Here is a 26,675-nt window from a genome sequence, read left to right as displayed (position 1 = left end):
GACATGGCGACCGACATCATGGCACCTGTCTTGCGCCTTCATAATTCAGCGCGAGAGCTAGCGGACTTTATCTCCCTTGTCGAACACTTGGAGACTCTGAGGCGTACCACTCGGCCACCGTCGACCAGTGAAAATGCTGGAATGAACGCGCTGAATAGTCTCGTACCCGTATTAGCAGGTACAGCATGGAAGCGTCAATACTATTCGTTCATCATTGTGCAGCTGTATAGCATGCACGAGAGATTTATTCGCGACCTAGTCGAAAGCTTTGCGCGAGTGCTTGGGCAGGTGTTCAGCAGTTACGATAAACTTCCAGACCGCGTGCGAAAGCATCACCTCTTACTTACGCTTCAGCACCTGCAGGAGCTGAGCCAGAATTCGTCGGGCGACACCACGCTCCTTCAAGATGATGTTCGCCGCCTTGGAGATTGTCTTGATGGTATCATTCAGCTAAACGAAAGTGCCATGTCTAGACATACGGCGAACTTTCGCTACGAAACAATACGAAATATCCTCCTCCGGTTAGATTTTGAAGTTGGACCGACGGAGTCGGATGAGTATTTTAAGACTTTTCCATACGGCGCCCTGGATGGCTTATACACTACACCTGAATCCGTTATCGACGAGCTAGCGGACCGCCGAAATGAGGTGGCACACGGTTCAGATTTCGAAATCTTAGACATCGAAACTCTGAAGGATATCGCTGATACGGTATACAGATTCGACGTTTGGATATTTAGAAACCTGTCCAATTTTCAGATCTGCGACTTGGTCTCCCGAGAGGGGTTAAGTGTTGGCTCCGTAACCCATGTCTGGAAGGACAAGGAGACGGGCGAACGCAGCATTGGCCAATTTCTGCAGGTGGCAGCCGAAGTTTCAGCAGGAGCAAAGGCTTACCTCGTGGGGGAGGCCATCAAAATGTGCTCAGTCAAAGAAATTCAAGCCAATCAAGTGAAGATCAAAACGGCCACACCAGATGGCGGTCCATTTGGAATTAACTTTGATATATCTATCAGGGAGAAGTACGAGCTTAGGCTCCTGGCAGCCAAGTGGTCAGAGGTTGAGTCCGCGTTGCGAGATGCATCCGATGAGCAAGTAAAATTTTCATTTTCTCAAGGTTGATCTAAAGCTTGATAAATTCCCTGCAGTGCCGCGGAGAAGGGTCTGCACTGCGCGTTGATGCTTGAGGGAGGATGGCTTAGGCGAGGGTGGTGACGGGGTGAGACTGCAGCGGACGTGGTTTCACTCGGTTGCTCGAACGCCGAGGTCAAGGTCTGGCCAGCTCGGCCAGCATCGTCGTGATTTCGCGGACCTAACGCAACTCGGTGGCGATGCCGATGCCGAGCCACGCGCGGGTTGGGCACAGGTGTCGCCATTGCGCAAATGCTCCGGCGCCTGTAGGCATCCATCCCTCACCGCGACAGCTCCCGCGCCGGCGCCCCGGTGCACTTCAGGCGACTACGGATGACCTTGACGACACGCGAAAGCATGATGGCGGAAAACTCGAATGCCGACGGCTAGCACAGCACGCGAAGTTCCTGGCAGAACTAGGTTGATCTTGCTCGACGAGCCATCTACCAGCAGCTCCACTACATACAAGAGCAACATCGCCCCATACCACGGTGAATCCCCCTATTGAATCACGGAGAAGCAGAGAATTGCCACCTCGCCGACGCCAATTAGAACATCGTATTGCAGATTGTGATATATGTCAAGCCGAGAACTGTTGTACATCGGCCTCCGCGAAGGCCGCCATAGGTGCGACGTTCAAGCCCGTGGTTGGAATCATCCGGCCAGGGGTTTGAAAGACTTCTCCGGCGTCCGACCGGCCGGGAACGCCCGTCGGCGAGAACGCCGTCGTGTCGTCCTCGCCACACACCGTCAGAATTCGCCTCGCCGTAGAGGCCGACGGAGTGGCTGGCGACGTAGAGCGCGGCTGAGCTGCTCATCGAGGTCTTCCAGCGGCAGATCTCTTCGTCTGTGACGAGCGAAGCGAAAGTAGCAACCGGATCGACGTCGAAGACTCAGGCACCATGACTTCGCACGTAAGTCCGCCAGAGCAGCCGACCTGACACTCAGGCATAGGCGTTGGCGGTCCACCCAAACTGGTTCTGAACGATGGTGGGCTTCGCATCATCGGAACGCACGGCTATGTCGACGCCAAAGGCGGTGAGCACGGCAGGGAGTGACTCCCACATCTAGCAGCCCCCGTACGTACGGCCGAGGGGTTCTCTGCTGTGGGTTCACCATATGCCCGGGACACCAGGTCTCAGTGCGCCACGCACCGCGTCGATCCCGTAGCGACCTACCCGTCTTGGCGCGGACCCGCGTTCCGCAGGGGCAGGCTGGTGTCGATCCGTCCGTCTGACTGAGTACCGGCCCCTCACTACTCTCCGCCGGCACCGAGCGGCCCGCTCCGCCACAGCGCCGCCAGGGCTCTCGCCCAGGTCGCTCCAGTCGAGACGGCAAGATAGACGCGGATGATCGCTACGACGCGTCAGCGGTGTGGCCAGGCTCGTTACGGCAGGGCCCCGTTGCCGAGTTCGACTGGCCGCTCTTTACACGTTCAACTTCGGCCCTCGGGTTGAAAGAAACCCACCGCCACCGCAGCGAAGAGCCGGTCTCCACGGAGACCGGCTCTTCTGCGTTCGCGGCTACTTGTTGAACTTGTCCTTGAGGTCCTGCACGCCGCCTTCCGCGCGGTCGCGGAGGTCGTGCCCGGCCTCCTTGACCTCGCCCTTGGTCTGGTCGGCCCGGCCGGAGTTCGCGAGGTCCTGGTTGTCGGTCTTCTCGCCGAGCTTCTCCTTGGCGGCGCCGATGGCCTGCTCGGCCTTGTCCTTCGCCTTGTCGAAAACGCTCATGGCGGATGTTCCTCCTTCGACTGCGGCCACCGTCTGCGGCCACCTCTCCGGAGGGTTACCCGTGCCCCGGGGTCCGACACATGCTTCACCCGGTGCGGTTACCCCGTTGCCCATGGAAGAAGTCTTCGAGCAGGGCCGCGCATTCGGCCTCCAGGACCCCGCCGACGACCTCCGCGCGGTGGCTGAGCCGCCGGTCGCGGACGACGTCCCACAGCGACCCCACGGCCCCGGTCTTGGGCTCCCAGGCGCCGAAGACGACCTTCGCGACCCTCGCCATCACAAGGGCGCCGGCGCACATCGTGCACGGCTCCAGCGTCACCGCGAGCGTGCAGCCTTCGAGCCGCCAGCCGTCGCCGTAGATCTTCGACGCGGCCCGCAGCGCGAGGATCTCCGCGTGCGCCGTCGGGTCGCCGAGTTCTTCGCGGGCGTTGCGCGCGGAAGCGAGCGGGGTCCCGTCCGGGGACAGGACGACGGCGCCGATCGGCACGTCTTCGCCCGCACCTCGCGCCGCGACGATCGCCGCCCGGACGGCGGCGATGTCGGCGGCGGAGGCGGCGGGGCTCAGATCTCGTCCAGGATCTTGGTGAACTCGGCGGCGAAGCCGCATCGCTGCGCGACCATCTGGAGTTGTTCATCCGGATAGAGATCGACCTCGCCGACGATCACCTGCAGCTCCGCCCCGGGCAGTCCGAGGTCGGACAGGATCTCCAGGTCGCCTTCCGGCCAGACCGCGTCGTCGTCCTCGTCCGGGGGGTCGACTCTCAGCACGTCGAGGACGTCGGCGGCGATGTCGTAGTCGAGCGCCGCGGCGGCGTCGGACAACAGCAGCGACGGGCCTCTGGGGCTCGGCCGGACGATCACGAAGAACTCGTCGTCCACCGCCAGCAGCCCGAACGCGGCCCCTGTCGAACGCAGTTTGCCGAGCTCGGTGATCGCAGCGTCGAGCTCGCCGAGCGCCCCCGGATCAAGGGAACTGCACCGCCACCGACCGTCCTCCCGCACCACGGCCACCGCGAACCCCGTGATCGGCTCTTGCACCGCCATGCGCACACCGTATTCCGCCCGCATTCGGAACGCACGCACGGTGCGCCCGAAGCGCCGCATGCGCCACTATCGAGACATGACCGGACCCACCGACCTGCCCACCCTCCCCGACGCGCGCTTCGCCGGTTTGCTGGACGAAGCCCGCGCTCTCCAGACGAAAACCGTAGAGCTCCGCCGGGAGATCCACCGGAATCCGGAGATCGGACTCGACCTGCCGAAGACCCAGGCCTCGATCAAAGCCGCCCTCGATGGCCTGCCGCTGGAGATCACCGAGGGCAAATCGACCACCTCGCTGACCGCCGTCCTCCGCGGCGCGAAGCCTGGCCCGGCGATCCTGCTCCGCGGCGACATGGACGCCTTGCCGCTGCACGAGGACACCGGGCTCGACTTCTCCTCCGAAGATGACGGCGCGATGCACGCCTGCGGGCACGACACCCACGTCGCGATGCTGGCGTCGGCGGCGAGGCTGCTCAGCGAGCACGTCGACGAGCTGGCCGGGTCGGTGGTGTTCATGTTCCAGCCCGGCGAGGAAGGCGAGCACGGCGCGCGCCACATGATCCACGAGGGCGTGCTCGACGCCGCGGGCGAGCGCGTCGAGAAGGCGTTCGGCCTGCACATCTTCACCTCGGCCGAGTCCGGCGTCGTGCAGACGCGACCGGGCCCGATCATGGCGTCGGCCAACAGCTTCCACGTCACCGTCACCGGCAGGGGCGGGCACGGCTCGGCGCCGCACCAGGCGATCGACCCGGTGCCCGCGGCGGCCGCGATGGTCAGCGCGCTGCAGACGATGGTGACCCGCAAGGTCAGCGTGTTCGAGCCCGCGGTGGTGTCGGTGACCCGTATCGAGACGGGCACGACGACGAACATCATCCCGGAGACGGCGTTCCTGGAGGGCACGATCCGCACGCTGTCCGAGCGGACGCAGGCGTTCGTGCGCGAGGAACTGCCGCGGGTGTGCGAGGCGGTCGGCGCGGCGCACGGCGTCAAGGTGAGCGCCGAGGTCCTCCCCGGATACCCGGTCACGGTGAACGACCCGCAGGTCGCGGCGAGGGTGCTGGACCTGGCGGGCGAGGTACTCGGCGCCGAGAACTCCGAGGTCATGGAAAACCCGGTGATGGGAGCGGAGGACTTCTCGTACGTCCTGCAGCGGGTGCCGGGCGCGTTCGCGTTCCTGGGGGCCTGCCCGCCCGGCGCCGATCTGGCCACCGTGGAGGCGAACCACTCGAACCGGGTGGTCTTCGACGAGGACGCGATGGCCAACGGCGTGGCGATGTACGCCGCGTTCGCCCTGGACGCCCTTCGCTAGCCATTACACAACAGCGTTGATTTAATGGTGTCATGAGCGATGACACCCTGGCCGTCCTGGCCGCGCAGGAGGAGCGCCTGGTCTTCCGCCGGTTCGACAACGAGACCGCGCTGGAGCTGGGCGCCCACCTGCTCGCGGCGGCACGGGACCGCGCCCTTCCGGTGACGGTTTCCGTGCGTCGCGGCGGGCAGCGGCTGTTCCACGCGGCGTTGCCGGGCACCTCGGCCGACAACGACGCGTGGATCGACCGCAAGAGCCGCGTCGTCGACCGTTACGGGCACAGCTCGTTCTTCGTCGGCGAACAGTTCCGCGCGAAGGGCACGACGTTCGAGGCCGACTCCCGCCTCGACCCGGATCTGTACGCCGCGCACGGCGGCGTGTTCCCGGTGATCGTCGAGGGAGTCGGTCCGGTCGGCACCGTCGGCGTCTCGGGGCTGCCACAGGCCGACGATCACGCGTTCGTGGTCGAGCAGCTGGAGATCTTCCTCGCCGCTATGTCCTAAGTGGACTGCCGATCGAGGCGCAAGGTGAGAAAGTCCGCGCTGGGCGAGAGATCCGCGTACTCGACCCGGTAGCCGCCGAAAGCCCCCTCCGCTTTGACCACGTCCATGGTGAACGACACCGCCGGGCCCGCCGACGGCCGGGCGTAGGACATCGTCACGATCGCGCGCCCCGCCGAAGCACATATCTCCCCGTGCGGGCACCGCTCGTCCAGTACCGCCAGATAGACGAGGCGCAGGTCTTCGTCCGGGAGCACCGTCCAGCCACCGAGGCGGAGCGTGAACGCGTCGCCCACCGCCGGCGGGCCACACGAGGCGTTCAGAAACACGAGGACGAGACCGAACAGCACCAGTTTCGCCGGGGTTCCCCAGAGCCGCCGTCTTCGCATACCGGGGAGACGCGCGAACCGGCCGTCCCGGTTGCATCGGACCGCTCGTCCTGATATCCGGGACAGCCGTCCCGACATGCTAGCCTGACGTCGTCACATCATATATCAGATCGGACATGCCAGTGACCTCACCGTTCGACGAGCGGAAACGGCGGCTGTCCGGGGTCGTGGCCATCCCGGTGACCCCGTTCGACGCCGACGGCGCCGTGGCTTCCGAGACCTACGGGCACCTGGTCGACCGCGTGCTCAGCGCCGGCATCGACGTCGTGACACCGAACGGGAACACCGGCGAGTTCTACGCGCTGGACGAGGCCGAGGCACGGCACTGTCTGGAAGTGACGGTCAAAGCCGCGGCGGGGCGGGCGAGTGTGGTCGCCGGGGTCGGGCACGACGTCCGGACGGCGATCGGCGCGGCCCGGCACGCCGGGGACGCGGGCTCCGACCTGGTCATGATCCATCAGCCGGTGCATCCGTACGTCTCGGCGGAGGGCTGGGTCGAGTACCACCGCGCCATCGCGGCGGCGGTCCCGGAGCTGGGTGTCGTGCTCTACGTACGCGACGCGCGTATCACGGGCGAGCAGCTGGCCAGGCTCGCCGACGCCGCGGAGAACGTCATCGGCGTGAAGTACGCGGTGCCGGATCCGGTGCGCTTCGCCTCGGTGGCGCGGGACGCGGGGATAGACCGTTTCGCGTGGATCGCCGGGCTGGCGGAGCTGTCGGCGCCGGGCTACTTCGCCGTCGGCGCGACCGGGTTCACCTCCGGCCTGGTGAACGTCGCACCGTCGCTTTCGCTGGAGATGTTCCGCGCGCTGCGGGACGGCGACTTCGCCGCGGCGATGACGATCTGGGAGCGGATCCGTCCCTTCGAGGAGCTGCGGGCCGCGGACGGCAACGCCAACAACGTGAGCGTGGTCAAGGAAGCGTTGGCACAGCTAGGTTTGTGCCGCGCGGATGTCCGCCCGCCGAGCCGCCCGCTGACCGGCGCGGAACGCGAGCGGGTCACCGCCGCGGTGTGGCCGGGGTTACTCGCGCGTTAACAAGGCGTCAGCGAGGCCGCGCGGAGCGTCAGGGAGACGTTGCCGCGACGGCCGGGCCGGGTCGATCGGAGTTGTGCTGATGAGGCACTGACCGATCGACGCGGAGGTAACCGTGACGCTCAGCGAGCTCCTGCCCAGCCTCGGCTGCGAGGCCGCCGACCACCTCGAACCCGGGGTCTGGCCACGGAGCACCCGGCTCGGGCCGGGCGGGGAACTGCTGTTCGCCGGCGCGCCGGTGTCGCACCTCGCCGCGAGGTTCGGGACACCGGCGTACCTGCTCGACGAGGACGAGGTCCGGCAGAACGCCCGCGCGTACCGGAAAGCACTGCCCGACGCCGAAGTGGCGTACGCGAGCAAGGCCCTCTGCACGCGGGCGGTCCTGCGCTGGGTCGCCGAAGAAGGCCTTTCCCTCGACACCTGCTCGGCGGGCGAGATCGCGGTGGCGCGGTCGATCGGCTTCCCCGCCGAGCGGATCCTGCTGCACGGCAACGCGAAAACCCCCGAAGACCTCAAAGCCGCCTTGTCCTACGGCGTCCGCCGGATCGTGGTGGACTCGCTCGACGAGATCGAGCAGCTCGGCGCGCTGGCCACCGGCGCGCAGCAGGTGCTGATCCGCGTGACCCCCGACGTCGCGGCCGGCACGCACGCGGCGATCACCACCGGCACCGAAGGGCAGAAGTTCGGCTTCTCGCTGCGCGAGGAGGTCCGCGACAACCTCGGGCGCGCCGTGTCCGCCGTGCTCGCGCAGCCCGGACTCCGCCTGGCCGGGCTGCATTGCCACATCGGTTCGCAGGTGTCGCGGGTGGACTTCTACGAACTGGCCGCCCGCAAGATGATCGGGGTGCTCGTCGCACTCCGCGAGAGCCACGGTGTCACCCTGCGCGAACTGGATCTCGGCGGCGGGCACGCCGTGCGCTATCTGCCCGGCGACACGGGTTTCGACATCGACGGTTATGTGCGCCGTCTGCGTGTCGCGCTCGCTTACGAATGCACCTCGCACGGTTTCCCCCTGCCGAAGCTGACGATCGAACCCGGCCGCGCGATCGTCGGTCCGGCGGGGATCACCGTGTACCGGGTCTGCGCGGTGAAACGCGGCTCGCGCACTTTCGTCGCCGTCGACGGCGGGATGAGCGACAACGCGCGGCCTGCGCTCTACGGGGCGGCGTACACCGCCCGTCTGATCGGCAGGCGCAGCCGTTCCGCCCGTCGGCCGATGACGGTGGTCGGACGGCACTGCGAATCGGGCGACGTCCTCGCCGACGGGCTCTCGCTCCCCGACGACGTCCACCCCGGCGATCTGCTCGCCGTCCCGTGCACCGGGGCATACCACCACTCGCTCGCGTCGAATTACAACCTCGTCGGCAGGCCGCCGGTGGTCGGCGTCTCCCGCGGCACCGCGACGCTGCTCGTCCGCCGTGAAACCGAGGAAGACCTGCTGAAACGCGACCTCGGCTGACGCGTCATCCGAAAACCTCGGCACCCGCCCTATCGCACGACAGAATCCTTCGCGCGAAGGCGCCGAGAAAGAGAATCACGACAAACAACTTAACGGCGGTAGCATTCTGGACACTTATCGATACGCTGCGCGACAAGAATCGCATGCCGAAACAAAGGGAGGGACGGCATGGGTGACGAACCACGCGCGCAGATGGAGCAGCGCACACCTAGAGGTTTGGACAATACCGATCGCACCCTGATCGCTCTACTGCAAGTCGACGGGCGGGCCTCGTTCACGGCCTTGGCCAAGGCCGTCGGGCTGTCGGAGGGCGCCGTGCGGCAGCGCGTCCAGCGGCTGCTGCGGGACGAGACGATGCAGATCGTCGCGGTCACGGATCCGGCGAACGTCGGACTCGGCCGTCAGGCGATGGTCGGGATCAAGGTGCAAGGCGATCCGCGGGCGGTCTCCGACCAGCTCTCCGGAATGCCGGACGTCCACTACGTCGTGCTGACCGCGGGAGGCTACGACCTGCTCGCCGAGGTCGCCTGCCGGGACGACGAACACCTCTTGAGTGTGCTGAACGACGACATCCGGCCCATCCCGGGTGTCGTCAGCACGGAGACCTTGGTCTACTTGAAACTCGCAAAACAGACATACGCCTGGGGCAACCTGACCCGATGACAGCACGCCCCGCGTCATGAAAGGGTCGTTCCTGACGTTTTTCGTCAGGAACGACCCTTTCATGACACTCGCGGGAGGGTCAGACGCAGTGCAGGTAAGCGTCGGGAGTCCGCCGCCCGGAATCAAGACCGCGGAGGACTTTCGGCAGCACCCCGCTGTACAGGACCCCGAGCCGCTGCGTCGCCCGCGTCAGCGCGACGTACAGCTCCGCCTCACCGCTCGGGCCTTCCGCGAGGATCCGCTCCGGCTCGACCACCAGCACGGCGTCGTACTCCAGCCCCTTCGTCGCGGACGGCGCGATCGCGCCGGGCACTCCCGGCGGCCCGATGACGACCGAAGTCCCTTCGCGCCCCGCCTCTTCACGGACGAACTCGGCGACGGCGTCCTCGATGTCCACTTCGGACAGTCGCCGCGCCCACGGCCGGACCCCGCACGAGCGCACCGATTCCGGCGGTACGACGTCCGGCGCGAAACTCGCCAGCAGTGACGCCGCCACCGCCATGATCTCCGACGGCGTCCGGTAGTTGACGGTCAGTTTCCGGTACACCCACCGGTCGGCGACGTACCGGGAGAGCATCGCGTCCCACGACCGCGCGCCGGACGGCGACCGGCGCTGCGCGAGATCCCCGACGATGGTGAAGGACCGGCTGGGACAGCGTCGCATCAGCACCCGCCAGTCCATTTCGGACAGTTCCTGCGCCTCGTCGACGACCACGTGACCGTAGGTCCATTCCCGGTCGGCGGCGGCGCGCTCCGCCAGATCCCGCTCGTCGCGTTCGGCGAACCGGTCCGCCAGTTCCTCCGCCATCAGCACGTCCGTCGGCCGCAGCGCGAACTCGTAATCGTCGTGGTCGTCTTCGACCTCGACGATTTCCAGCACCCGCTCGGCGTATTCCTTGCGCGCCAGCCGCCGCCGTTCTTCCGCCCGGCGCTCGGCGGTGCGGTCCCGGCCGAGCAGTTCGACGGCTTCGTCCAGCAACGGCACGTCGGACACCGTCCACGCGTCAGCTTCCTCGCGGAACAGCGCCGGATCGGCCCCGGCGGCCCGCAACCGCTCCGGCGAAGCGTAGAGGTCGGCGAGCAGCCGCTGCGGCGTCAGCGACGGCCAGAGCCGGTCGAGTACCGCACCGAGCTCCTCGCTGGCTTCCAGGTCCCGGCGGGCGTTCTCGAGCATCTCCGGCCGGGTGTGCCGATCGTCCTCCGGGAGCCAGCCCGCGCCGATCCGGTCGACCGCGCGCACGGCGAGCGCGGCGATCACCGTGCGTTCGAAGACGGCCTTGGCCTCGTTGTGCAGCAGGCCGCTCTCCCTGGCCACCTCGCGCGCGGCGGCCGCGATCTCGGCGTCCAACGCCACGGTGACGTCGTCGAGCTCGATCGGCTCCGGTTCGGCGGGCAGTTCCTGCCGGTCCGCCACCGCGGCCGCGAGCACGTCCAGGATCGCGAGCGAACCCTTGATCCGCTGGACCGTCGGCGGATCCTCGCGTTCGGCGCGCAGACCGGCGACGAGGTCGCCGGGTGTCGCGAAAACGGCGCTGGTCTCGCCGAGCGACGGCAGGACCCGGCCGATGTGGTCGAGGAAACCGCTGCTGGGCCCGACCACGAGCACGCCGCGGCGTTCCATGCGCTCCCGTTTCGTGTACAGCAGATACGCCACGCGATGCAGTGCCACCGCCGTCTTCCCGGTGCCGGGGCCGCCCTCCACCACGACGACACCCGCGTGGTCGAGCCGGATGATCTCGTCCTGCTCGGCCTGGATCGTCGCGACGATGTCCCGCATCCCCTCGCCGCGCGGCGCGTTGACCGCGGCGAGCAACGCGACGTCACCCCGTTCCCCCGCCGATTCCGGACGGCCGAAGACCTCGTCGGTGAAGTCGAGGACCTCGCGCCCGAGGGTGCGGAATTGACGGCGCCTCGCCATTCCTTCCGGCGACGCGCCGGTCGCGCAGTAAAACGCGCGTGACGCCGGCGCGCGCCAATCCAGCACCAAGGGTTCGTAGTCGTTCTCTTCGTCGAAAAGACCGATCCGGCCGACGTACGAACGTTCTCCCGAAAGGGCGTCCAAACGGCCGAAACAAAGGCCCTCGTCGGCGACCTTCAGCCGGGCCATCTCGCGAGCCTTCGCGCCGACGGACACCTCGCGGTCGGACAGCGCGAAGCCTTCTCCGCGCAGTGCACCGGCATACGCCTCGCTCACGCGCACGCGTTCGGTGTCCAGCCGCCCGTAGAGCGACGCCACGTAACGCCGCTCGGATCGCAATTCCTCGTCGTACCCCTGATTTGACAAGTTCCCCTCACAGCGGTTAGACTGACAACACATTCGGCGTACTGATCAGTGAATCTGAATCAGGCGCCGATTTTTTATTGTCCCCCGCTTGTCAAGAGACCCCCCGCATTCCCCCGGAAACGACCGTGCGCGATAATGGGGACGGTCGTCCACCATTACCGCGCACGATCCGCGCGAAACTCAGCCGAGCATGAACTCGCGGGGGTCCAGCGCCCTGCCCACCACGCGCACGTCGCCGAGCCAGCCGTGGAACGCCTGCTCGACGATCGAGTCATAGGCGTAGGCGCCGATCAGCCACGAGCCGCCGGGGTTCGCGATCCCCGCCGCCGGCGTCTTCGGGTTCCTCAGCACCGGGCAGCCGTCGACGTAGAGCGTCGTCCGCCTGCCGTCGTTGACGGCCGCGACGTGGATCCATTCCCGCAACGCCAGTTCGTGCCCCAGCAGGTGGAGATCCCGTTCTGGTTCACCGGGAACACCGCCCACTGGAACGCGGCACCGTCCGAAAGGGACAGTGTGGCCGACGGCTCGCCGGGATCGTCGCCGGTCTTGCCCGCCTTGCCGCCCGAGCCCTGCCTGCCGAAGATCGCGGCCCAGGAATGCTTGCCGTCCTTGAAATCCTCAGGCAGTTTCACGAACGCCTCGACGGTGTAGCCGCGGGCGAACGTCTCCGCGTTCATCGGCGCGGAGTCCGCCGTGCGCAGATAACCGCCGCGAGCCGGTTTCTTGCCGCCGTCGAACCGGAGACTCGACCTCGACGGCTGCCGCGTGGAGAACTCGCCGGAGTACCACACCGCTTCGGGCGCGCTCCCGGGCAGGGTCACGCGGACCAGGTCGTTGCCCCTGCCGGAAAGGTCACGGACTCTGTCGACGGGCGCGCCGTCACGGCCCTCGAACCGCCAGTACGCCACGGTTCCGCGGATCAGCTGGCGTTCGGCGGGCCGCGCGGGCGGGACCGGGACCGGCGCGAAACCCGCGAACCTCGACTCGAAGTCGATCTCCATGCTGAAGTAGTCCGCCGGGCCGGTGCGTTCGATCTCCTGCCGCTGCAGCTCGTTCAGCCGCGGCGCCTGGTCCGCGAGCCACGGCGAGACCGTGCGGACGTCGATCACGTTGCGCGCGAGGTCGAACCGGTAGAGCCGGATCATCGCGCTGCCGCCGTAGTAGCGGTCCTGGTAGTTCGTGATGTGCAGATGGACGTCGTGGCCCGCGTTGTTGCGCTTCACCATGCGTCCGGGCGGCCAGTAGTGCCCGTTGAGCGTCAGGAAGATCTGGTCGTTGCCCGCGACCAGTTCGTCCCACACCTTCTGCCCGAACTCCGAGAACTGGGCCTGCCCGGCCTCGTCGGCCCATACCAATTCGTGGATGGTCAGGATCGCCGGAAGCCGCGGATTCCGCGCCAGCACCGACCGCGCCCACTCCAGCCCGCCCGCCGACGGCCGCCAGTCGAGCGCGAGCAGCAGCCACTCACGTCCGCCCGCGCGGAACACGTGGTGGCTGTTGTAGCCGTCCGGGCTCGCGCCGCGGAAGGTCCGCGAACCGCGCTGCCGCTGCGGCCCGAAGGCGTCGAGGTACGGCGTGCGGCCGCGCTGGTCGTCGGTCGAGGATTTGATGTCGTGGTTGCCGGCGAGGGTGCTGTACGGGAACCGGCGCCGGTCCAGGTGCTGGAAGGACCGGCTGATCTGGTCGAACTCGCCCGGTTGCCCGTTCTCGGTGAGGTCGCCGAGATGCGCCAGGAAGACGATGTTCTCGTCGCCGCCGGTGACGTACCGCAGCGTGGCGTCCAAGGGCGCGGGGTCGCCGCGGTCGGCGTCGAACAGGTACTGGGTGTCGGGCAGGACCGCGAGGGTGAAGCGGCCGTCTTCGGTGTCCGGGCCGCGACCGAAGGCCGCCGAGGCGGCGGGGGCACCGAGCGCGGGTAACGCGGAGACCGCCGCACCGGCGCCGAGCAGGCCCGCGCCGCGCAGGAAGGTCCGTCTGGATGAGTCGTTCACGGCCGCAACCTACGGTCGCGGAGGCAACGCGTCCCGAACCGCGGATGAACACTTGCCCCGCTCGGTAGCTTCGTCCCATGGGGAACGTCAAACGCTGGCCCGTGCTCGCCGGGGTCGGTGTGGTGGTGGCCGCGTCGGGCTGGTGGATCGTGGACGAGATGCCGACGGTGGACGACACCGTCGCCCGCGAGGCGCTGCCGCCGATCGACGAGCATCTGCGCGCGCTCGCCGGTTCGGGCGACACGGGAACCCGCTGGGTGTGCACGCAGAAGGTGATCGAGACCAGGCCGGACGGTGACCAGGTCAAGGTCGGCCTGGTCGCGAGCTGCGACGAGGTCGAGCGGGACGCCGGCGGCCTCGTCACGCGCGCCGGATTCCGTCGTCAGCCGATGGTCTACCGCGTCGAACGCACCCCCGGCGGGTTCCGTGTGCTCGATCGGAAGGTCGCCGAGGACGGCGCGGGCTTCTCGCCTTCGGTCAAGGCGATGTTCTCGTGGACCGGCGCCCGGCGGGTGCTCCACGGCGCGAGCCCGGACGACCCGAAGTCCGTGTCGGCCGCCGCTTTCGGCCTGCCCGAAAGCACGCCGGTGCGCACCGGGCGGTGATCAGTCGCCGTTGCGGTCGATCTTCTTCGGCACGACGAGCCACATGACGACGAACAGCACCGCCGACACCACGCCGAGGATCGCCATCGCGATCGGGCCGTAGACGACCTTGGCGATGAGCGCGACGGTCGTGGTGATGGCGGCCGCCAGGCAGGCGAGGCCCGCCAGCACGGAACGATTGCCGACGGTGAGGATGCGCTCACGGTTCCCGGTGCGGAACAGCAGCCGGTGCCACGCGGCGGGCGCCGTCAGGAGCACCGTCGAGCAGACCGTGAGCAGGACCGCCGTCAGGTGGACGGCCTTCTCGAACCCGCTCGCCTCGTGGAACTCGTCGGTGAACACCACCGTGAGCAGGAAACCGAAGAGGATCTGGACACCGGCCTGCGCGACCCGCAGCTCCTGCAGGAGCTCACTGACGTTGCGGGTCAGGCGTTCGTTCTTCGTCTCGCCGGTGTGCTCGACCATGCGGCGGCTCCAAGACCATCGGTTGACGCCTGACCTTTTCATGCCAGCCGAGCGACGTCACTGACACGACCACCACGGCGAGGCCCAGCCACTGAGTACCCGACAATTCGGCGTTCAAGCACAATACGCCGATCACGGCCGCGGTGACGGGGAACGCGAGCTCGGCCAGCGTCGCCCTGGCGGCCGGAGTCGACCGCAGACCCAGGTAGTACAGGCTCAGCGCCAGCAGGCCGGGGACGAAGGCGAGCAGGCCGAGCCCGAGCGCGTTGTCCCAGCCGACCGCGAACTCGCCGCCCTGGTACGCCACGATGCCCGCCGCGACCGGGAGCCCGACGGTGAAGCGCAGGGTGGTGACCTCCTTCGGCGCCAGTTCGGTGGAGAGCAGCCGTCCGAGCACCGTGCCCGCCGCCCACAACGCGGCCGCGCCGACCGCCAGCAGCGCCGCCTTCGCCGCGGCGAGCTGGATGTTCAGCGGATCCTTGAACGCCAGCAGCCAAGCGCCGAGCAGCGCCGGGATCGCGAAGAAGGCGTAACCGGGGCGGACCCGCTCACGAAGGACGAAATACGCCGCCAGCACGGCGAACACCGGCTGGAGCTTCTGCAGCACCAGCGGCGTCACCGGGTCGCCCAGTTTGAAGGCCGCGGTGAACATCGCGGTCGCGAGCGCGGACGATCCGCCGCCGATGGCGAGCACCGCCAGCCATTCCCGCGGTCCGGTCCGGCGCAGCGCGCGGAAAGCGCCGGGAATGAAGGGACTCAGCACGAGCACCACCAGCAGGTGCTCCCAGAAGACCACCGTGGCCGCCGGAAGTGCCTCGGCCAGTGGAAGCCGAAGAAGCCCGTCGGTACCCCAAAGCGCGGCGGCGACCGCGACCAGCCAGGTGCGATCCGGAGGGTTGCTACTCACTTTTCCTGCCCATAGTTTGAGAATGATCGCCCGACGGAGTGACCGCTCTGGCGTGTCCGATTCGTGCCGACTAGGCAAGGGGCATGCGCCCCGTCCCCGCACTCGCCCTCGTCCTGTCCGCGGCCGCCTTGGCCCTGACCGCCGGCGCCGGGCCGGCCACCGCCGTCCCCGGCTCCCGGGTCCACGTGATCACCGCCAAGAGTGGTTTGACCATCTACAAACCCGACCTGGTGCCACCCGGCGCCCGCGCGCACGTCTTCGGGTTGACGTCCAAGGCCCATGGCACCTCGACCGCGATCCTCGTGACCGGCCTGCTGCCCAACCGCGAATACGGCGCCCACGCGCACACGAAGCCGTGCGGCGCCACCGGTGACCTCGCCGGCCCGCACTACCAGAACGTCGAAGACCCGGTGAAGCCGTCGGTGGACCCGGCCTACGCCAACCCCCGCAACGAGATCTGGCTCGACCTCACCTCCGACGCCACCGGCCGCGGCGTCGCCGTGTCCAAAGTGGACTGGACGTTCACCGACCGGCGCGCGAACTCGATCGTGATCCACGAGACGCATACGCACACCGACCCGGGCCACGCCGGGACCGCGGGGGCCCGGCTGGCCTGCGTGACGGTCGGTTTTTAGCAGTGTTTTCTAGAAGCCCCAGGTACGTTCGGGCCGGATCCTGATCCGGACGCTGTACTCCCGGTCGAACTTCGGGACGTCGTAGTCGATCGCCGGGTAGTGCTTCTCGTACTTGGCGAGGAAGCCCGGCTGCTCCGAAGCGAGACCGTCCGGCAGGATCTCGGCCTTGCCGCCGATCACCAGGATCGAGTTCCCGTGCTCGTCGCTGTTGAAGTGGAGGCTGACCTCGGGGTTGGCTTCGATATGGCGGGTCTTCGCCGTGTCCGGCTGGCTGAAGACGATGAAATCCTCACCGTCGAGCACGAACCACACCGGGCGGGGCGAAGGGCGTCCCTTCGGGCTGATCGTGGTCAGCCAGGCGACGTTCTCCTTCGCCCGCTCGGCGAGCCGCGGATCGGGTTGGTAGGTCATGAACCGACCAACCACGATCCCGCGGCTTTTCTTCCACGTCCGCTCAGCGGGACGCGACGAGCTTCGCGTACCGCGTCCCCGCGCCGAGCAGCACCAGCCCGGCGATGAGGAACGCGGCGACCCTGGCCAGACCGTCGAGCGCGGCGAGGTCGAACAGGACCAGCTTCAGCACCGCGGCGCCGACCAGCACGAACCCGATCACCCGCAGGTTGATCGCCGAGATGCCGCGGATGAGCAGCACCAGCGCGGCGACCGTCCACGACACCGTGATCACCACGTGGCCGACGAGGAAACCCGACCGGCCGGGAACCGCCATCAGCGCGCCGCACAGCACCAGCGCGCCCGCGCCGTAGAGCCCGCAGATCCCGGCGAAGAGCCACGGCACCACGTTCTCCGCCGCGGCCTTGAACAGCCCCAGCCGGTGCGAGACCCACGGAAGCGTGATCGCCGCGGCCAAGATCGCCAGCGCCACCAGGAACGCGGCTGCGAGGTCGGCCTCCGAACGGTTGCGGACCAGGAAGAACAGCGTCGGCGGGACGTCGATGACCAGCGCGATCATGCCGCCGATGACGGCGAAGGCGAGGCCGCCGAAGAGCGCGACGTGCTTCTTCGTCCACAGCGCGACCAGGGCCAGCAGGACCGCTTCGCCGATGAGGATCCCCGAACGGGCGCTGCCGTCGAACAGCGTCATCGTGGTTTGCAGGGCCGCGACGAGCCCGGCGGCGCCCGCGAGCTCGCCCGTCCAACCGTCGAGCCACTGCCCGACGGCCCACACCGCGAGCAGCACCAGCGCGACCGAGGCGGTGACGAGCACGGCCGGGGTCTTCGGCAGGAACAGCGCGGCGAGCAAGGACGGGGCGGGGGCGACGGCGAGCAGGGCGAGCCCGGCGGCGTCTCCCGGCCGCTTGAGGGTGACGATCAGGGCCAGCGCGAGAGCGGTGCCGCCCGCGGCCAGCGCGGCGGCGGTGTTGCCCGTGCTGCCGCCGAATCCGACGAACGCCGTGCTGCAGACCGAGGCGAGCAGCGGCGGGATCCCGGCCGCGACCGCGACCGACGGCCACGACTGGCGCAGCTGCACCGGCGTCGAAGCGATCTGGACGACCAGAAGGAACGCGACCAGCTGCGGGGTGAACCCCTGCGTGATGATGGGCGCGCAGATCACGCAGCCGAGCACGACGGCCGTCGCGAGCAGCGAAGACTCCCACCGCACGGCCAGCAGCAACCCGCCGACCGCGATCACGAGCCCGATCGCGAGACCGGCGTAGGCCGGGAGGTACTCGTACATCGTCGTCGCGGCGATGGCGTCGAGGTACAGCGCGCCGATCCCGGTCGCGGCGAGCGCGAACGCCCCCGTGCGGCCCGCCGGCGTGCGGTGCAGGCGGAGGCCGATCCCGACCAGCGCCGCGCCGAGCACGGCACCGCCGATCACCCGCGGCACCGGGCCGAACCAGCCACGCTGGATCGCGAGCACGAGGAACAGCACGATGCCGAGCAACGTGACCGCGCCGCCGATCCAGGCCAGCAACCTGCTGCCGGCGCCCTCCTTGCCCAGCTTCTCGGCGAGCGACACCTTCGGCGCGGGCTGGTACGGGCGGTAGGGCTGCTGGTACTGCTGGCGGTACTGCTGCTGCCATTGCTGCCACTGCGCGTACTGGGCCTGCTGGTGGTACTGGCCCTGGTACTGGGGGTGCTGCGGGTGGGTGAAGTAGCGCGGGTAGGGCTGCTGGGGCACGTGGGGCTGCTGCGGCTGGGCCTGGTGCGGCACCTGGGGCTGCTGCGGCTGTTCGGCCTGGGGCTGCTGCGGCTGGTCAGCCTGCTCGGGCTGGTCTGCCTGCGGCTGGTCCGTCTGCGGCTGGGCTGCCTGCTCGCCTTGCGGTGCCGTGGCCTGCACTTCCTGCTGCTCGGCGGGCTTCTCCGCCTGCTCAGGTGCCTCTTCGGGCTTCGGCTCAGCCTCGGACTGGACGGTCCGCAGCTCGGTGCCGACCCGCGCGAGGCGGGCCCCAAGGTCGTCGATCTCCCCGGCGAGCCTGAGGAGCACATCCCCATCGGTGGTCATGGCGATCAGCATGCGGCCTGCGGCCCGCCGAGGGATCCGTAGCACTACTCAATCGTGATGACGATGTGGTCGCGACCTGCAAGATCATCGCGATCTGGACCACACCCGGAGTGCCCGGCCAGTCCGTGGATCTGCCGATAGGACCCGACACCGGAAGTCGCGTAGAGGTCGTCCTCTGGTCGGGACGCTCAGGAAGGCAAAGCTCTCGAAATCCAGTACTGCGCAGCCGCAACGAGACGATCTTTTCCATCCCATCTCGGGAGATGTCCAGCCCAGCCTTGACGCCTGCGTCTAGCTCTCCTTAGACATACGTCGCCGCCAGGCGGCAACGCGCGGCATGGTGGTGCCCATGCCGAACTGGGCGAGAGCGCGGTGAAGGGGGTGACGGAGGAAGTGAAGACCTATCACGCCGAAGTCGCTCGCGATGGCAGGTTCTGGCTCATCCGTGTCCGCGAGATCGACCGCTCAACCCAGGCTCTCCGCTACAAGGACGTCGTGACGATGGCCAGCGAGCTCATCGAAATCATGGACGGCGCCAAGGACGAAGAGTATGACCTGCATCTCGAAGTACAGTGCTGCTCGCTCTTGGGTTTCACAACGCGAAGCGGGTGAAGTACTCGGCATGTCCTTCCACCGAGTCAGCCAGTTGGCGAAGTCGTCCCGACAGGACGCCGCCCCACGCCACGCGGCGTGCCGCTGATCTGCCGGTGGTCGCGCACGGATCACTCACGGACTACGTTGAACTCGGAGTGTGGCGCCGCGGGCACCGCACGAGTCGCAAGGCCAGGTGCACCCGGGGAATACCGGGACCCTGGCCTTACGCATGTCCGTGGTCAACTTGCATTCGAGCCCGAATGGCCCCGGCGACGATGTCACAGAGCACTGTGTGGATTTCGGGACATCTGACGTCCCAAAATCCACACGGTCACCGCCGGTCGCATGACCTACATCGACGGGACCTACGCCAACGGCGCGATCAAATGGTGGGTGACCGCCCCTCGCGGCGAGGAAATCGGCGCTGGAGCCCGGCCCACCTGCGAGTGACAGACACCACAAGCGACAATGGAGGGCGTGACAGCCACCCTGAGCAAGCCCAGCCTCAAGATCGGCCCCTACGAGGTCGATCCGCCGGTCGTGCTCGCTCCGATGGCGGGCATCACCAACGTCGCCTTCCGGCAGCTGTGCCAGGAGTACGGCGCCGGCATCTACGTCTGCGAGATGATCACCGCCCGCGCGGTGGTCGAGCGCCACCCCGGCACGATGCACATGATGACCTTCGGCGAGAACGAAAAGCCCAGGTCCATGCAGCTTTACGGGGTCGACCCGAAGACGATGGCCGAGGCCGTCCGCATCATCACCGGCGAGGGGCTCGCCGACCATATCGACAGCAACTTCGGCTGCCCGGTGGCAAAGGTGACGCGCAAGGGCGGCGGCGCGGCGTTGCCGTTCAAGCGCAAGCTGTTCGCCGACATCGTGCGCGAGTCGGCGAAGGCCGCGGCCGAGGCGGGGGTGCCGTTCACGGTCAAGTTCCGGGTGGGCATCGACGACGACCACCTGACGTACCTCGACGCCGGGCGCATCGCCGAGGCGGAGGGCGCGGCGGCGGTCAGCCTGCACGCGCGCACCGCCGCGCAGCGGTACTCCGGGCAGGCCGACTGGACGAAGATCGCGGCGCTCAAGGAGGCCGTCACCAGCATCCCGGTGCTCGGCAACGGCGACATCTTCTCCGCCGAGGACGCGCTGCGCATGGTCGACGAGACCGGGTGCGACGGCGTGGTCGTCGGCCGCGGCTGCTTGGGCAGGCCGTGGCTGTTCGGCGAGCTGGAGGCCGCCTTCGCCGGGCGCCCGCAGCCGACGCCGCCGAATCTCGGCGAGGTCGCGAAGGTGCTGCGCCGCCACACGGAACTGCTCGTCGAGCACGACGGCCACGACAAGGCCATGCGCGACATCCGCAAGCACATGGCTTGGTACTTCATGGGTTTCCCGGTCGGCTCGGAGCTGCGACGCGGTTTCGCGATGCTGTCCAGCATGGACGCGCTCGACGACCTGATCGCCAAACTCGACCACGACGCGCCATTCCCCACCGCGGCCACCGGTCCGCGCGGACGGCAGGGTTCGCCGGGCAAGGTCACGCTGCCGCACGGCTGGCTCGACGACCCGGACGACGACTGCGTGCCCGAAGCCGAGGACATGCACTCGGGCGGCTGAAACGAAAAACGCTCCCGCCGGGCGGCGGGAGCGTTTCGTTCACGACTCAGGTTCCCCTGGTCTTGTAGGCGAACTTCCACTGGTCGTGGTCGACCTCGAAGCACCGCATGGTGATCGTGTAATACCGGGCCATGTTGCTCTGCTCGATGAGACACGCCTCGTAGGTCGGGTACGGCCCGAGATGACAACCCGGGTTGCCGTCACAGACCCCGAGCACCGAAACCGGTGCCTCCTGCGCGACCGCGACATTCGCCGCGGTGACACCGATTCCGCCCGCGAGCGCGACGGAAGCGGCGCCGACGGCGAGCCGGCGCCTCCAACTGTTCGACATGTGATACCCCAGTTTCCCCAGTGCGGCCGAAGATCGGCAGCGCGCTTATTAGACGATCAACGAACACTCGTCGTCAATCCCTTGCCGCTCGCCGGAAACCGGAGACCCGTAAAGTCGGCGTCGTGATCGAGCAGCTGAGCATCCCCACCGCGGCCGGTTCCTTCGACGCCATCGCGGCGGGCCCCGAGGACGGCCGCCCCGTCCTGCTGCTGCACGGGTTTCCCGAGGCCGCGGTGGAATGGGAGCACCAGGTCGCGACGCTCGGCGTGCTCGGCTATCGCGCGGTCGCCCCGGATCAGCGCGGCTACTCCCCGGACGTCCGGCCGGAACAGGCCTCCGAATACGGGATCGACGACCTCGTCGGCGACGTCATCGCGATCGCGGATCGCTTGGGGTGGAACGAATTCGATCTCGTCGGACACGACTGGGGCGGCGCGGTCGCGTGGTGGACGGCCGACGCGCATCCCGGCAGGCTCCGCAGTCTCGCCGTGATTTCGACACCGCATCCGGCCGCGCTGGCGGAGGCCATGAAGACCGACGAGGACCAGCATCTCCGGTCGGCGTACATGACCGAATGGCGGCAGACCCGCGTCACCGAACGGCGGATGCTCGAGAACAACGCCGACGCGCTGCGCCGCATGTTCGACTGGAAAGTGCCGCCGAGCAAGATCGACGAATACGTTCAGCGTCTTTCCGAGCCGGGCGCGCTGACCGCCGCGCTCAACTGGTACCGCGCCGGCCGTCCCGGCGGGAAGATCGGGCCGATCGAGGTTCCGACGCTCTACATCTGGAGCACCGAGGACGCCGCCTTCGGTTCGACGGCCGCGCTCGACACCGCGAACCGGGTCACCGGCCCGTACCGCTTCGAGATGATCGAGGACGTCTCCCACTGGGTCGTGGAGGAGGCTCCCGAAGCCGTCACATCTTTGCTCGTGGAGCACCTTTCATCCCACTAACAGGGGTAACTCTGGTCGCGGTACCGGTTACAGCGAGCCTGCTGGTTCAGTGGGTCCGATGAACAACATGACCGAAGTGGACACCGAACGCATCGTCTACGTCACCGAGGACGGCGAGCCGACCGGCGAAACCGCGCCCAAGCTGGCCGCGCACCACGAGCACACCCGGCTGCACCTGGCGTTCTCCTGCTACCTGTTGCGCGGCAGCGACCAGGCCCTGCTGATCACCAGCCGCGCCGCCACCAAGAAGGTCTGGCCCCGCGTGTGGACCAACAGTGTCTGCGGGCACCCCGCACCGGGTGAACCGATCGAGGAGGCCGTCCGGCGCCGTGCCGCCTTCGAGCTCGGGCTGCCGCGGCTGAACGGGCTCCAGTGCGTCCTTCCGTCCTACCGTTACTCCACTCCGCCGTTCGAAGGCGTGGTCGAGAACGAGTTCTGCCCGGTCTTCGTCGCCTGGGTGGACGACGATCCGGAACCGCATCCCGACGAGGTCGGCGACTGGCGCTGGCTGAGCTGGAACGATTACGCACTGTTGCTGAATGACGATGTGACTGACGTGAGTTACTGGGCGAAAGATCAGTTTTCGCAGCTCAAGGACGCCGAGCCGTTTTCGTCCTTATGAAAAGACACTTCGGTGCGTGACAATGGCGCCGAACCGTCGTCCTCTTGAGGGATATTCACTTTGGCCCGTACTCATACCTCAAGAGATCCCTCCTATACGACGAAAACCAATTCGTGGCGGAGGTGAGCGTGGCAGCCGACGACGAGGCCGCGCTCCCACCGGGCGCGCCGGCCACCGATCTGCTCAGTCTCCACGAGTCGATCGCCGGGGTATTGGCCACACAGGGCGACTGGCGGCGCGCGTATCACCACCTCAAATCCGCCTTCGACCTCGCCAGGGCGGGCAGCCTGCGGGACACGCTGACCTCCAGTTACAACCGCCGCTACCTCGACCAGTGGCTGCACGGCCCGGCCGTCGACCACCGCGGTCCGCCCGGTGTCGCGATCGCGCTGGTCGACCTCGACCTGTTCAAGGACGTCAACGACACTTTCGGGCATCTGGTGGGCGATCGGGTGCTCCGCGAGGTGGCCGACCTGCTGCAACAGGGACTTCCGCCGGAGGCGTTCTGCGCCCGCTACGGCGGCGAGGAGTTCGCGCTCGTCATCCCGGACGTCGACGCCGCCCGCGCCGTGCGCATCGCCGACACCGCCCGTATCCGGGTGGCCCGCCATCCGTGGCGCCGCATCCGCCCGGGCCTGTCGGTGACGATCAGCGTCGGGCTCGCGCACGAAAGCCGCATGGAGCCGGACCTCGCGGCCGAACCGGAACGGCAGTTGCGCACCGCCGACGCTTTGTTGTATATGGCGAAACGGGCGGGACGAAACAAAGTGGCCTATCGGGATAGGGAATCGTCGCGCACGATTCCGCATCCGATGAACACGGCGGAGTCCGCGGGCGCTTAGCCACTCGCCGTCCACTCACACAGTCAACGGTCGCACTCTGCGTAGCGGTTTCGAACCTTTTAACGCAGCTTTAACCACGACCGCTCACCCGATCGCATGGACCGTTCGGCGCTTCTCGGTACCTTGGGTGAAGAAAATTCCGGGATGGTTGTCGTCACGAACCTGAGGTGTCCGTACGATAACGAAAGAGCTTCGACGCCAGGCCTGAAAGGAGACCGAGTGCCCGACGAGCACCACACCCCGGGGACCGGTCGCCACAGCAACACCGACAGGAATGCCGGTGAGCGCGGCCGCCGGGCCCGACGCCGCTCGATGGACACCCACGGCGGGATCAGCGTTTCCGACGTCGTCGCACGTCATACCGGTGAACGCCCGATCTTCGACCCCTCCGCCGAAGCGCCCGCTCCGCGCCGTCTCCGGCAGAGCGAGCCGTCGCCGGAGCCTCCGAGACCCGGTGCGCGAGCCGCCCGGACGGAGCCGCCCGCACCTCGCCGTCCTCGTCCCGCCGCCCCCGCCGAGAGTCCGGCGCCCGCTCCTCGCGCGGCCAAACCCGCCGCGCCGCGTGCCCAGATGCCGCCCCGGGGCCCGCAGCCCGACGAGGCCCCGCGTCCGCCTCGCGCGCGCCAGCCGCGCCGCACTTCGCAGGCCGCGCCCAGCCCCGAAGCGCCGACGCAGCGCCGCCCGCCCGTGGTCAACCCGGGCGCGCAGCAGCAGCCCGCGGTACCGCCGCCCCCGCGTCGTCCCCGCCGTCCGGCGCAACGGCCGGTGCAGCAGGCGCCCGTCCCGCCGTCGCCGGGTGTCCCGCCGCGGTCCGAGATGGACCGGCTCACGATGACCGACGAGCTCGAGGCGATCGACGACGCGACGATCACCAAGCGCAAGATCGACCACACGCTCGCCCGGTTCTCCGCCGCGCACGACGAACTCGAGGCCGAAGAGGCCAAGAAGCGCGAGCGCCGCGAACGGCTCGCCCTGCGCCCCGCCGCGCTGCTGGAGCAGACCCGCACGGCATTGCAGCGAGTGGTCACGACCACCGATCCCGAGCCCTCCGCGGCCTCCGAGGAGTCCGCGCCTCAGACCCGGCTGCAGGAGAAGAAGGAACGCAAGACCAGGCAGACGGCCAAGGCGGGCCGGATCACCGCCGCCGTCGTCGCCGCGCTCGTGTTCCTCGCCATCGGTTCGGCTTGGGGCGCCCAGACCTGGTTCGACGCGAAGTTCAACACCGTCGCCTCGCTCGACGAGGATTCGGCCGACATCCAGGACGCCGCGGGCCAGACCGGCGACGAGAACTTCCTGATGGTCGGCTCCGACACCCGTGACGGCGCGGCCGCCGAAGACGGTGTCGGCGACGCCGAGGGCACGCCGGGCGCCCGCTCGGACACGGTGATGATCGCGCACGTCCCCGCGGACCGGCAGCGCGTCGTCATGGTGTCCTTCCCGCGCGACCTCGAGATCAGCCGCCCCGAATGCAAGCGCTGGGACCCGGCGACGTCGTCGTACTCGGACCAGACCTCGCCGGCGCAGAAGATCGCGAAGCTGAACACCGCCTACGCGGTCGGCGGCCCGCAGTGCGTCACGAAGGTCATCCAGCAGATCACCGGCATGAAGATGAACCACTTCGTCGGGATCGACTTCAACGGCTTCAAATCCATGGTCGACGCCGTGCAGGGCGTCACCGTGTACAACGAGAAGCCGATCGACGACACCACGCTCGGCATGATCATCCCGCAGGCGGGCGAGGTGCGGATCTCGGGCGACCAGGCGCTGAACTACGTCCGGGCGCGGCACGTCAAGGGCGACCCGACGTCGGACTACGGCCGGATCAAACGGCAGCAGGCCTTCCTCGGCGCGCTGCTGAAGACGGTGATGTCGAAGGACGTCATCCTGGACACCGGCAAGCTCAGCGGTTTCATCGACGCGTTCGCCAAGGCCACCTTCGGCGAGAACCTCGGCATCAACCAGATGATGACGCTGGCGAAGTCGATGCGCGGGATGGGCTCGGACAAGGTCAAGTTCCTCACCGTGCCCACCACCGAAGAGGCGAACAAACGCGGCAACGAGGTGTTGCTGCAGAGCAAGGCGAAGGCCGTCTTCGACGCGTTGATCAACAACACGCCGCTGGAAGAGAAGGCCCCGGCGCCTCCCGCGAGCGACACGGCGTCGCCCCCGACCAGCTCCGCCAAGTCGGGCGGCGCCAAGAAGAGCAGCAGCTCAGGCTGAGGATCATTCGTTAGTCCGGGTTCACGTCAGGTTCACTCTGGGATGCGGCTTTTGGTCCCTGTTCCCCGTAGGGTTGGGCCATGCGTGAGGCTTACCATGTCGAACTCGAACAGCTCGCCGAGAACCTAGCGAGCATGTCCCTCCAGGTCGCCGACGCGATGGAGCGGGCGACCCGGGCGTTGCTCGAGGTCGATCTCGGGCTCGCCGAGCAGGTCATCAGCGACGACGCGAAGGTCGACGACGCGCGCGCCGAATGCGAGGAGCAGGCGTACGCGCTGCTGGCCCTGCAGGCACCCGTCGCGACCGACCTCCGGACCGTGCTCGCCGCGATCCACGCGGCGGAAAGCCTGGAGCGGATGGGCGATCTGGCGCTGCACGTGGCCAAGGCCGCGCGCCGCCGCCACCCGGACCCCGTTCTGCCCGAAGAGGTGAAGGCGGACTTCGCCAAGATGGGCGAGGTCGGCGTGAGCCTGGCCCGTCAGGTCGAGCAGGTCATCAAGTCCAAGGACGTCGAGGCCGCCCGCACCATCGAGTCGGACGACGACGAGGTCGACGAGATCCACAAGCACCTGTTCACGGTCATCATGGACCGGAACTGGGAGCACGGCGTCGCCGCGGCCGTGGACGTCACCCTGCTGGGCCGCTTCTACGAGCGCTTCGCCGACCACGCCGTCTCGGTCGCGCGCCGGATGATCTTCGTGGTGACCGGCAAGATGCCCGGTTACGGGCCCGACGAGCTGTAAGGGGACTTTCCCGCGAAGGGGTCCTTCACCGCATCTCGTGCGGTGAAGGGCCCCTTCGTCGTGCTGGCGCCGGGGCCGACCTCGCCGCGATCGTCCCCAAGCGCGTGAAGGCCCCCTTCCCTCGGCTCAGCCGAGGAAAGGGG

General features: G+C 68.0%; 25 protein-coding genes and 1 pseudogene. 15 read left to right on the top strand and 11 right to left on the bottom strand.

Annotated features, from left to right (window positions below; all coding sequences use genetic code 11):
• The first annotated feature begins 3 nt into the window (after window positions 1–3).
• Window positions 4–1,122: an MAE_28990/MAE_18760 family HEPN-like nuclease gene (locus DMC64_RS08395; RefSeq protein ID WP_158634208.1), complete on the top strand. Its 1,119-nt coding sequence runs from the start codon at window positions 4–6 to the stop codon at window positions 1,120–1,122.
• 1,532 nt (window positions 1,123–2,654) lie between these two features.
• Here DMC64_RS08395 and DMC64_RS08390 read toward each other — a convergent pair.
• From DMC64_RS08390 to DMC64_RS08380, 3 genes are all read right to left on the bottom strand, one after another.
• Window positions 2,655–2,861, bottom strand: a complete 207-nt coding sequence (locus DMC64_RS08390; protein ID WP_037334843.1) for a CsbD family protein — start codon at window positions 2,859–2,861, stop codon at window positions 2,655–2,657.
• Between the two features lie 85 nt (window positions 2,862–2,946).
• Window positions 2,947–3,468 carry a nucleoside deaminase gene (locus tag DMC64_RS08385; RefSeq protein WP_228688266.1) on the bottom strand — a complete coding sequence of 174 codons (522 nt, stop codon included), beginning with the start codon at window positions 3,466–3,468 and terminating at the stop codon, window positions 2,947–2,949.
• Entirely contained in the window at window positions 3,423–3,905 is a 483-nt protein-coding gene (locus tag DMC64_RS08380) for a tRNA adenosine deaminase-associated protein (protein WP_197684721.1), read from the bottom strand. The genes DMC64_RS08385 and DMC64_RS08380 overlap by 46 nt, the downstream gene beginning before the upstream one ends.
• Window positions 3,906–3,981: 76 nt before the next feature.
• On the opposite strand from DMC64_RS08380, the gene DMC64_RS08375 reads away from it, so the two are divergent.
• Together DMC64_RS08375 and DMC64_RS08370 are read left to right on the top strand one after the other, a co-directional pair.
• Window positions 3,982–5,211 (top strand): M20 family metallopeptidase, encoded by a 1,230-nt coding sequence (locus tag DMC64_RS08375; protein ID WP_125733103.1) that lies wholly within the window; start codon window positions 3,982–3,984, stop codon window positions 5,209–5,211.
• Between the two features lie 32 nt (window positions 5,212–5,243).
• The gene (locus DMC64_RS08370) at window positions 5,244–5,714 is read left to right on the top strand and encodes a heme-degrading domain-containing protein (RefSeq protein ID WP_125733102.1); all 471 of its coding nucleotides are present in this window, start codon (window positions 5,244–5,246) and stop codon (window positions 5,712–5,714) included.
• Here DMC64_RS08370 and DMC64_RS08365 read toward each other — a convergent pair.
• Complete coding sequence (locus DMC64_RS08365; RefSeq protein WP_125733101.1) at window positions 5,711–6,100, bottom strand: hypothetical protein; 390 nt, start codon at window positions 6,098–6,100, stop codon at window positions 5,711–5,713. The genes DMC64_RS08370 and DMC64_RS08365 overlap by 4 nt on opposite strands.
• Window positions 6,101–6,216: 116 nt before the next feature.
• Here DMC64_RS08365 and DMC64_RS08360 point away from each other — a divergent pair, with 116 nt between their 5' ends.
• The 3 genes from DMC64_RS08360 (at window position 6,217) to DMC64_RS08350 (ending at window position 9,256) form a co-directional block, all read left to right on the top strand.
• The gene (locus tag DMC64_RS08360; protein ID WP_125733100.1) at window positions 6,217–7,137 is read left to right on the top strand and encodes a dihydrodipicolinate synthase family protein; all 921 of its coding nucleotides are present in this window, start codon (window positions 6,217–6,219) and stop codon (window positions 7,135–7,137) included.
• Window positions 7,138–7,249: 112 nt separating this feature from the next.
• Window positions 7,250–8,593 (top strand): diaminopimelate decarboxylase, encoded by a 1,344-nt coding sequence (lysA, locus tag DMC64_RS08355; protein ID WP_037334829.1) that lies wholly within the window; start codon window positions 7,250–7,252, stop codon window positions 8,591–8,593.
• A 168-nt stretch (window positions 8,594–8,761) separates the two neighbouring features.
• Entirely contained in the window at window positions 8,762–9,256 is a 495-nt protein-coding gene (locus DMC64_RS08350) for an Lrp/AsnC family transcriptional regulator (RefSeq protein WP_037334827.1), read from the top strand.
• Between the two features lie 79 nt (window positions 9,257–9,335).
• Here the strand turns inward: DMC64_RS08350 and helR are convergent, their stop codons facing one another.
• The gene (gene helR, locus DMC64_RS08345) at window positions 9,336–11,540 is read right to left on the bottom strand and encodes an RNA polymerase recycling motor ATPase HelR (RefSeq protein WP_305017167.1); all 2,205 of its coding nucleotides are present in this window, start codon (window positions 11,538–11,540) and stop codon (window positions 9,336–9,338) included.
• 180 nt (window positions 11,541–11,720) lie between these two features.
• Window positions 11,721–13,531: pseudogene (locus DMC64_RS08340) on the bottom strand (LamG-like jellyroll fold domain-containing protein).
• 77 nt (window positions 13,532–13,608) lie between these two features.
• Between DMC64_RS08340 and DMC64_RS08335 the strand changes: the two are divergent.
• Entirely contained in the window at window positions 13,609–14,136 is a 528-nt protein-coding gene (locus DMC64_RS08335) for a hypothetical protein (RefSeq protein WP_125733099.1), read from the top strand.
• Here the strand turns inward: DMC64_RS08335 and DMC64_RS08330 are convergent, their stop codons facing one another.
• Together DMC64_RS08330 and DMC64_RS08325 are read right to left on the bottom strand one after the other, a co-directional pair.
• Window positions 14,137–14,601, bottom strand: coding sequence for a DUF6328 family protein (locus tag DMC64_RS08330; protein ID WP_125733098.1), 465 nt, complete (start codon window positions 14,599–14,601; stop codon window positions 14,137–14,139).
• On the bottom strand, window positions 14,546–15,508 hold the full coding sequence (locus tag DMC64_RS08325; RefSeq protein ID WP_125733097.1) for a DMT family transporter: 963 nt from the start codon (window positions 15,506–15,508) through the stop codon (window positions 14,546–14,548). The genes DMC64_RS08330 and DMC64_RS08325 overlap by 56 nt, the downstream gene beginning before the upstream one ends.
• Before the next feature lie 83 nt (window positions 15,509–15,591).
• Here DMC64_RS08325 and DMC64_RS08320 point away from each other — a divergent pair, with 83 nt between their 5' ends.
• Window positions 15,592–16,143 (top strand): superoxide dismutase family protein, encoded by a 552-nt coding sequence (locus DMC64_RS08320; protein ID WP_037334809.1) that lies wholly within the window; start codon window positions 15,592–15,594, stop codon window positions 16,141–16,143.
• Between the two features lie 9 nt (window positions 16,144–16,152).
• Here DMC64_RS08320 and DMC64_RS08315 read toward each other — a convergent pair whose 3' ends face one another.
• Window positions 16,153–16,554, bottom strand: a complete 402-nt coding sequence (locus tag DMC64_RS08315) for a TIGR03667 family PPOX class F420-dependent oxidoreductase (RefSeq protein ID WP_037334807.1) — start codon at window positions 16,552–16,554, stop codon at window positions 16,153–16,155.
• Between the two features lie 43 nt (window positions 16,555–16,597).
• The gene (locus DMC64_RS08310) at window positions 16,598–18,622 is read right to left on the bottom strand and encodes a DUF2339 domain-containing protein (RefSeq protein WP_125733659.1); all 2,025 of its coding nucleotides are present in this window, start codon (window positions 18,620–18,622) and stop codon (window positions 16,598–16,600) included.
• 369 nt (window positions 18,623–18,991) lie between these two features.
• On the opposite strand from DMC64_RS08310, the gene DMC64_RS08305 reads away from it, so the two are divergent.
• A complete protein-coding gene (locus DMC64_RS08305) occupies window positions 18,992–19,222 on the top strand; it encodes a hypothetical protein (protein WP_125733096.1) in 231 nt (76 codons plus the stop codon).
• Window positions 19,223–19,672: 450 nt separating this feature from the next.
• Entirely contained in the window at window positions 19,673–20,818 is a 1,146-nt protein-coding gene (gene dusB / locus DMC64_RS08300; RefSeq protein ID WP_125733095.1) for a tRNA dihydrouridine synthase DusB, read from the top strand.
• A gap of 46 nt (window positions 20,819–20,864) precedes the next feature.
• Here the strand turns inward: dusB and DMC64_RS08295 are convergent, their stop codons facing one another.
• Window positions 20,865–21,149, bottom strand: a complete 285-nt coding sequence (locus DMC64_RS08295; protein WP_037334795.1) for a hypothetical protein — start codon at window positions 21,147–21,149, stop codon at window positions 20,865–20,867.
• 122 nt (window positions 21,150–21,271) lie between these two features.
• Here DMC64_RS08295 and DMC64_RS08290 point away from each other — a divergent pair, with 122 nt between their 5' ends.
• From DMC64_RS08290 to phoU, 5 genes are all read left to right on the top strand, one after another.
• Window positions 21,272–22,105, top strand: coding sequence for an alpha/beta fold hydrolase (locus tag DMC64_RS08290; RefSeq protein ID WP_125733094.1), 834 nt, complete (start codon window positions 21,272–21,274; stop codon window positions 22,103–22,105).
• Between the two features lie 58 nt (window positions 22,106–22,163).
• Window positions 22,164–22,727: an isopentenyl-diphosphate Delta-isomerase gene (gene idi, locus DMC64_RS08285; RefSeq protein ID WP_037334789.1), complete on the top strand. Its 564-nt coding sequence runs from the start codon at window positions 22,164–22,166 to the stop codon at window positions 22,725–22,727.
• Between the two features lie 113 nt (window positions 22,728–22,840).
• Window positions 22,841–23,569 carry a GGDEF domain-containing protein gene (locus DMC64_RS08280; RefSeq protein ID WP_125733093.1) on the top strand — a complete coding sequence of 243 codons (729 nt, stop codon included), beginning with the start codon at window positions 22,841–22,843 and terminating at the stop codon, window positions 23,567–23,569.
• An 816-nt stretch (window positions 23,570–24,385) separates the two neighbouring features.
• Window positions 24,386–25,789, top strand: a complete 1,404-nt coding sequence (locus DMC64_RS08275; RefSeq protein ID WP_125733658.1) for an LCP family protein — start codon at window positions 24,386–24,388, stop codon at window positions 25,787–25,789.
• Between the two features lie 80 nt (window positions 25,790–25,869).
• The gene (phoU, locus tag DMC64_RS08270; RefSeq protein ID WP_125685853.1) at window positions 25,870–26,532 is read left to right on the top strand and encodes a phosphate signaling complex protein PhoU; all 663 of its coding nucleotides are present in this window, start codon (window positions 25,870–25,872) and stop codon (window positions 26,530–26,532) included.
• Window positions 26,533–26,675 lie beyond the last annotated feature (143 nt).

The sequence above is a fragment of the Amycolatopsis sp. WAC 04197 genome (genome assembly GCF_003947475.1).
GTDB classification, from domain to species: Bacteria; Actinomycetota; Actinomycetes; order Mycobacteriales; family Pseudonocardiaceae; genus Amycolatopsis; species Amycolatopsis japonica.
The sequence above is the reverse complement of the archived record's forward strand: the minus strand, read 5'-3'. Positions and strand labels throughout refer to the sequence as shown.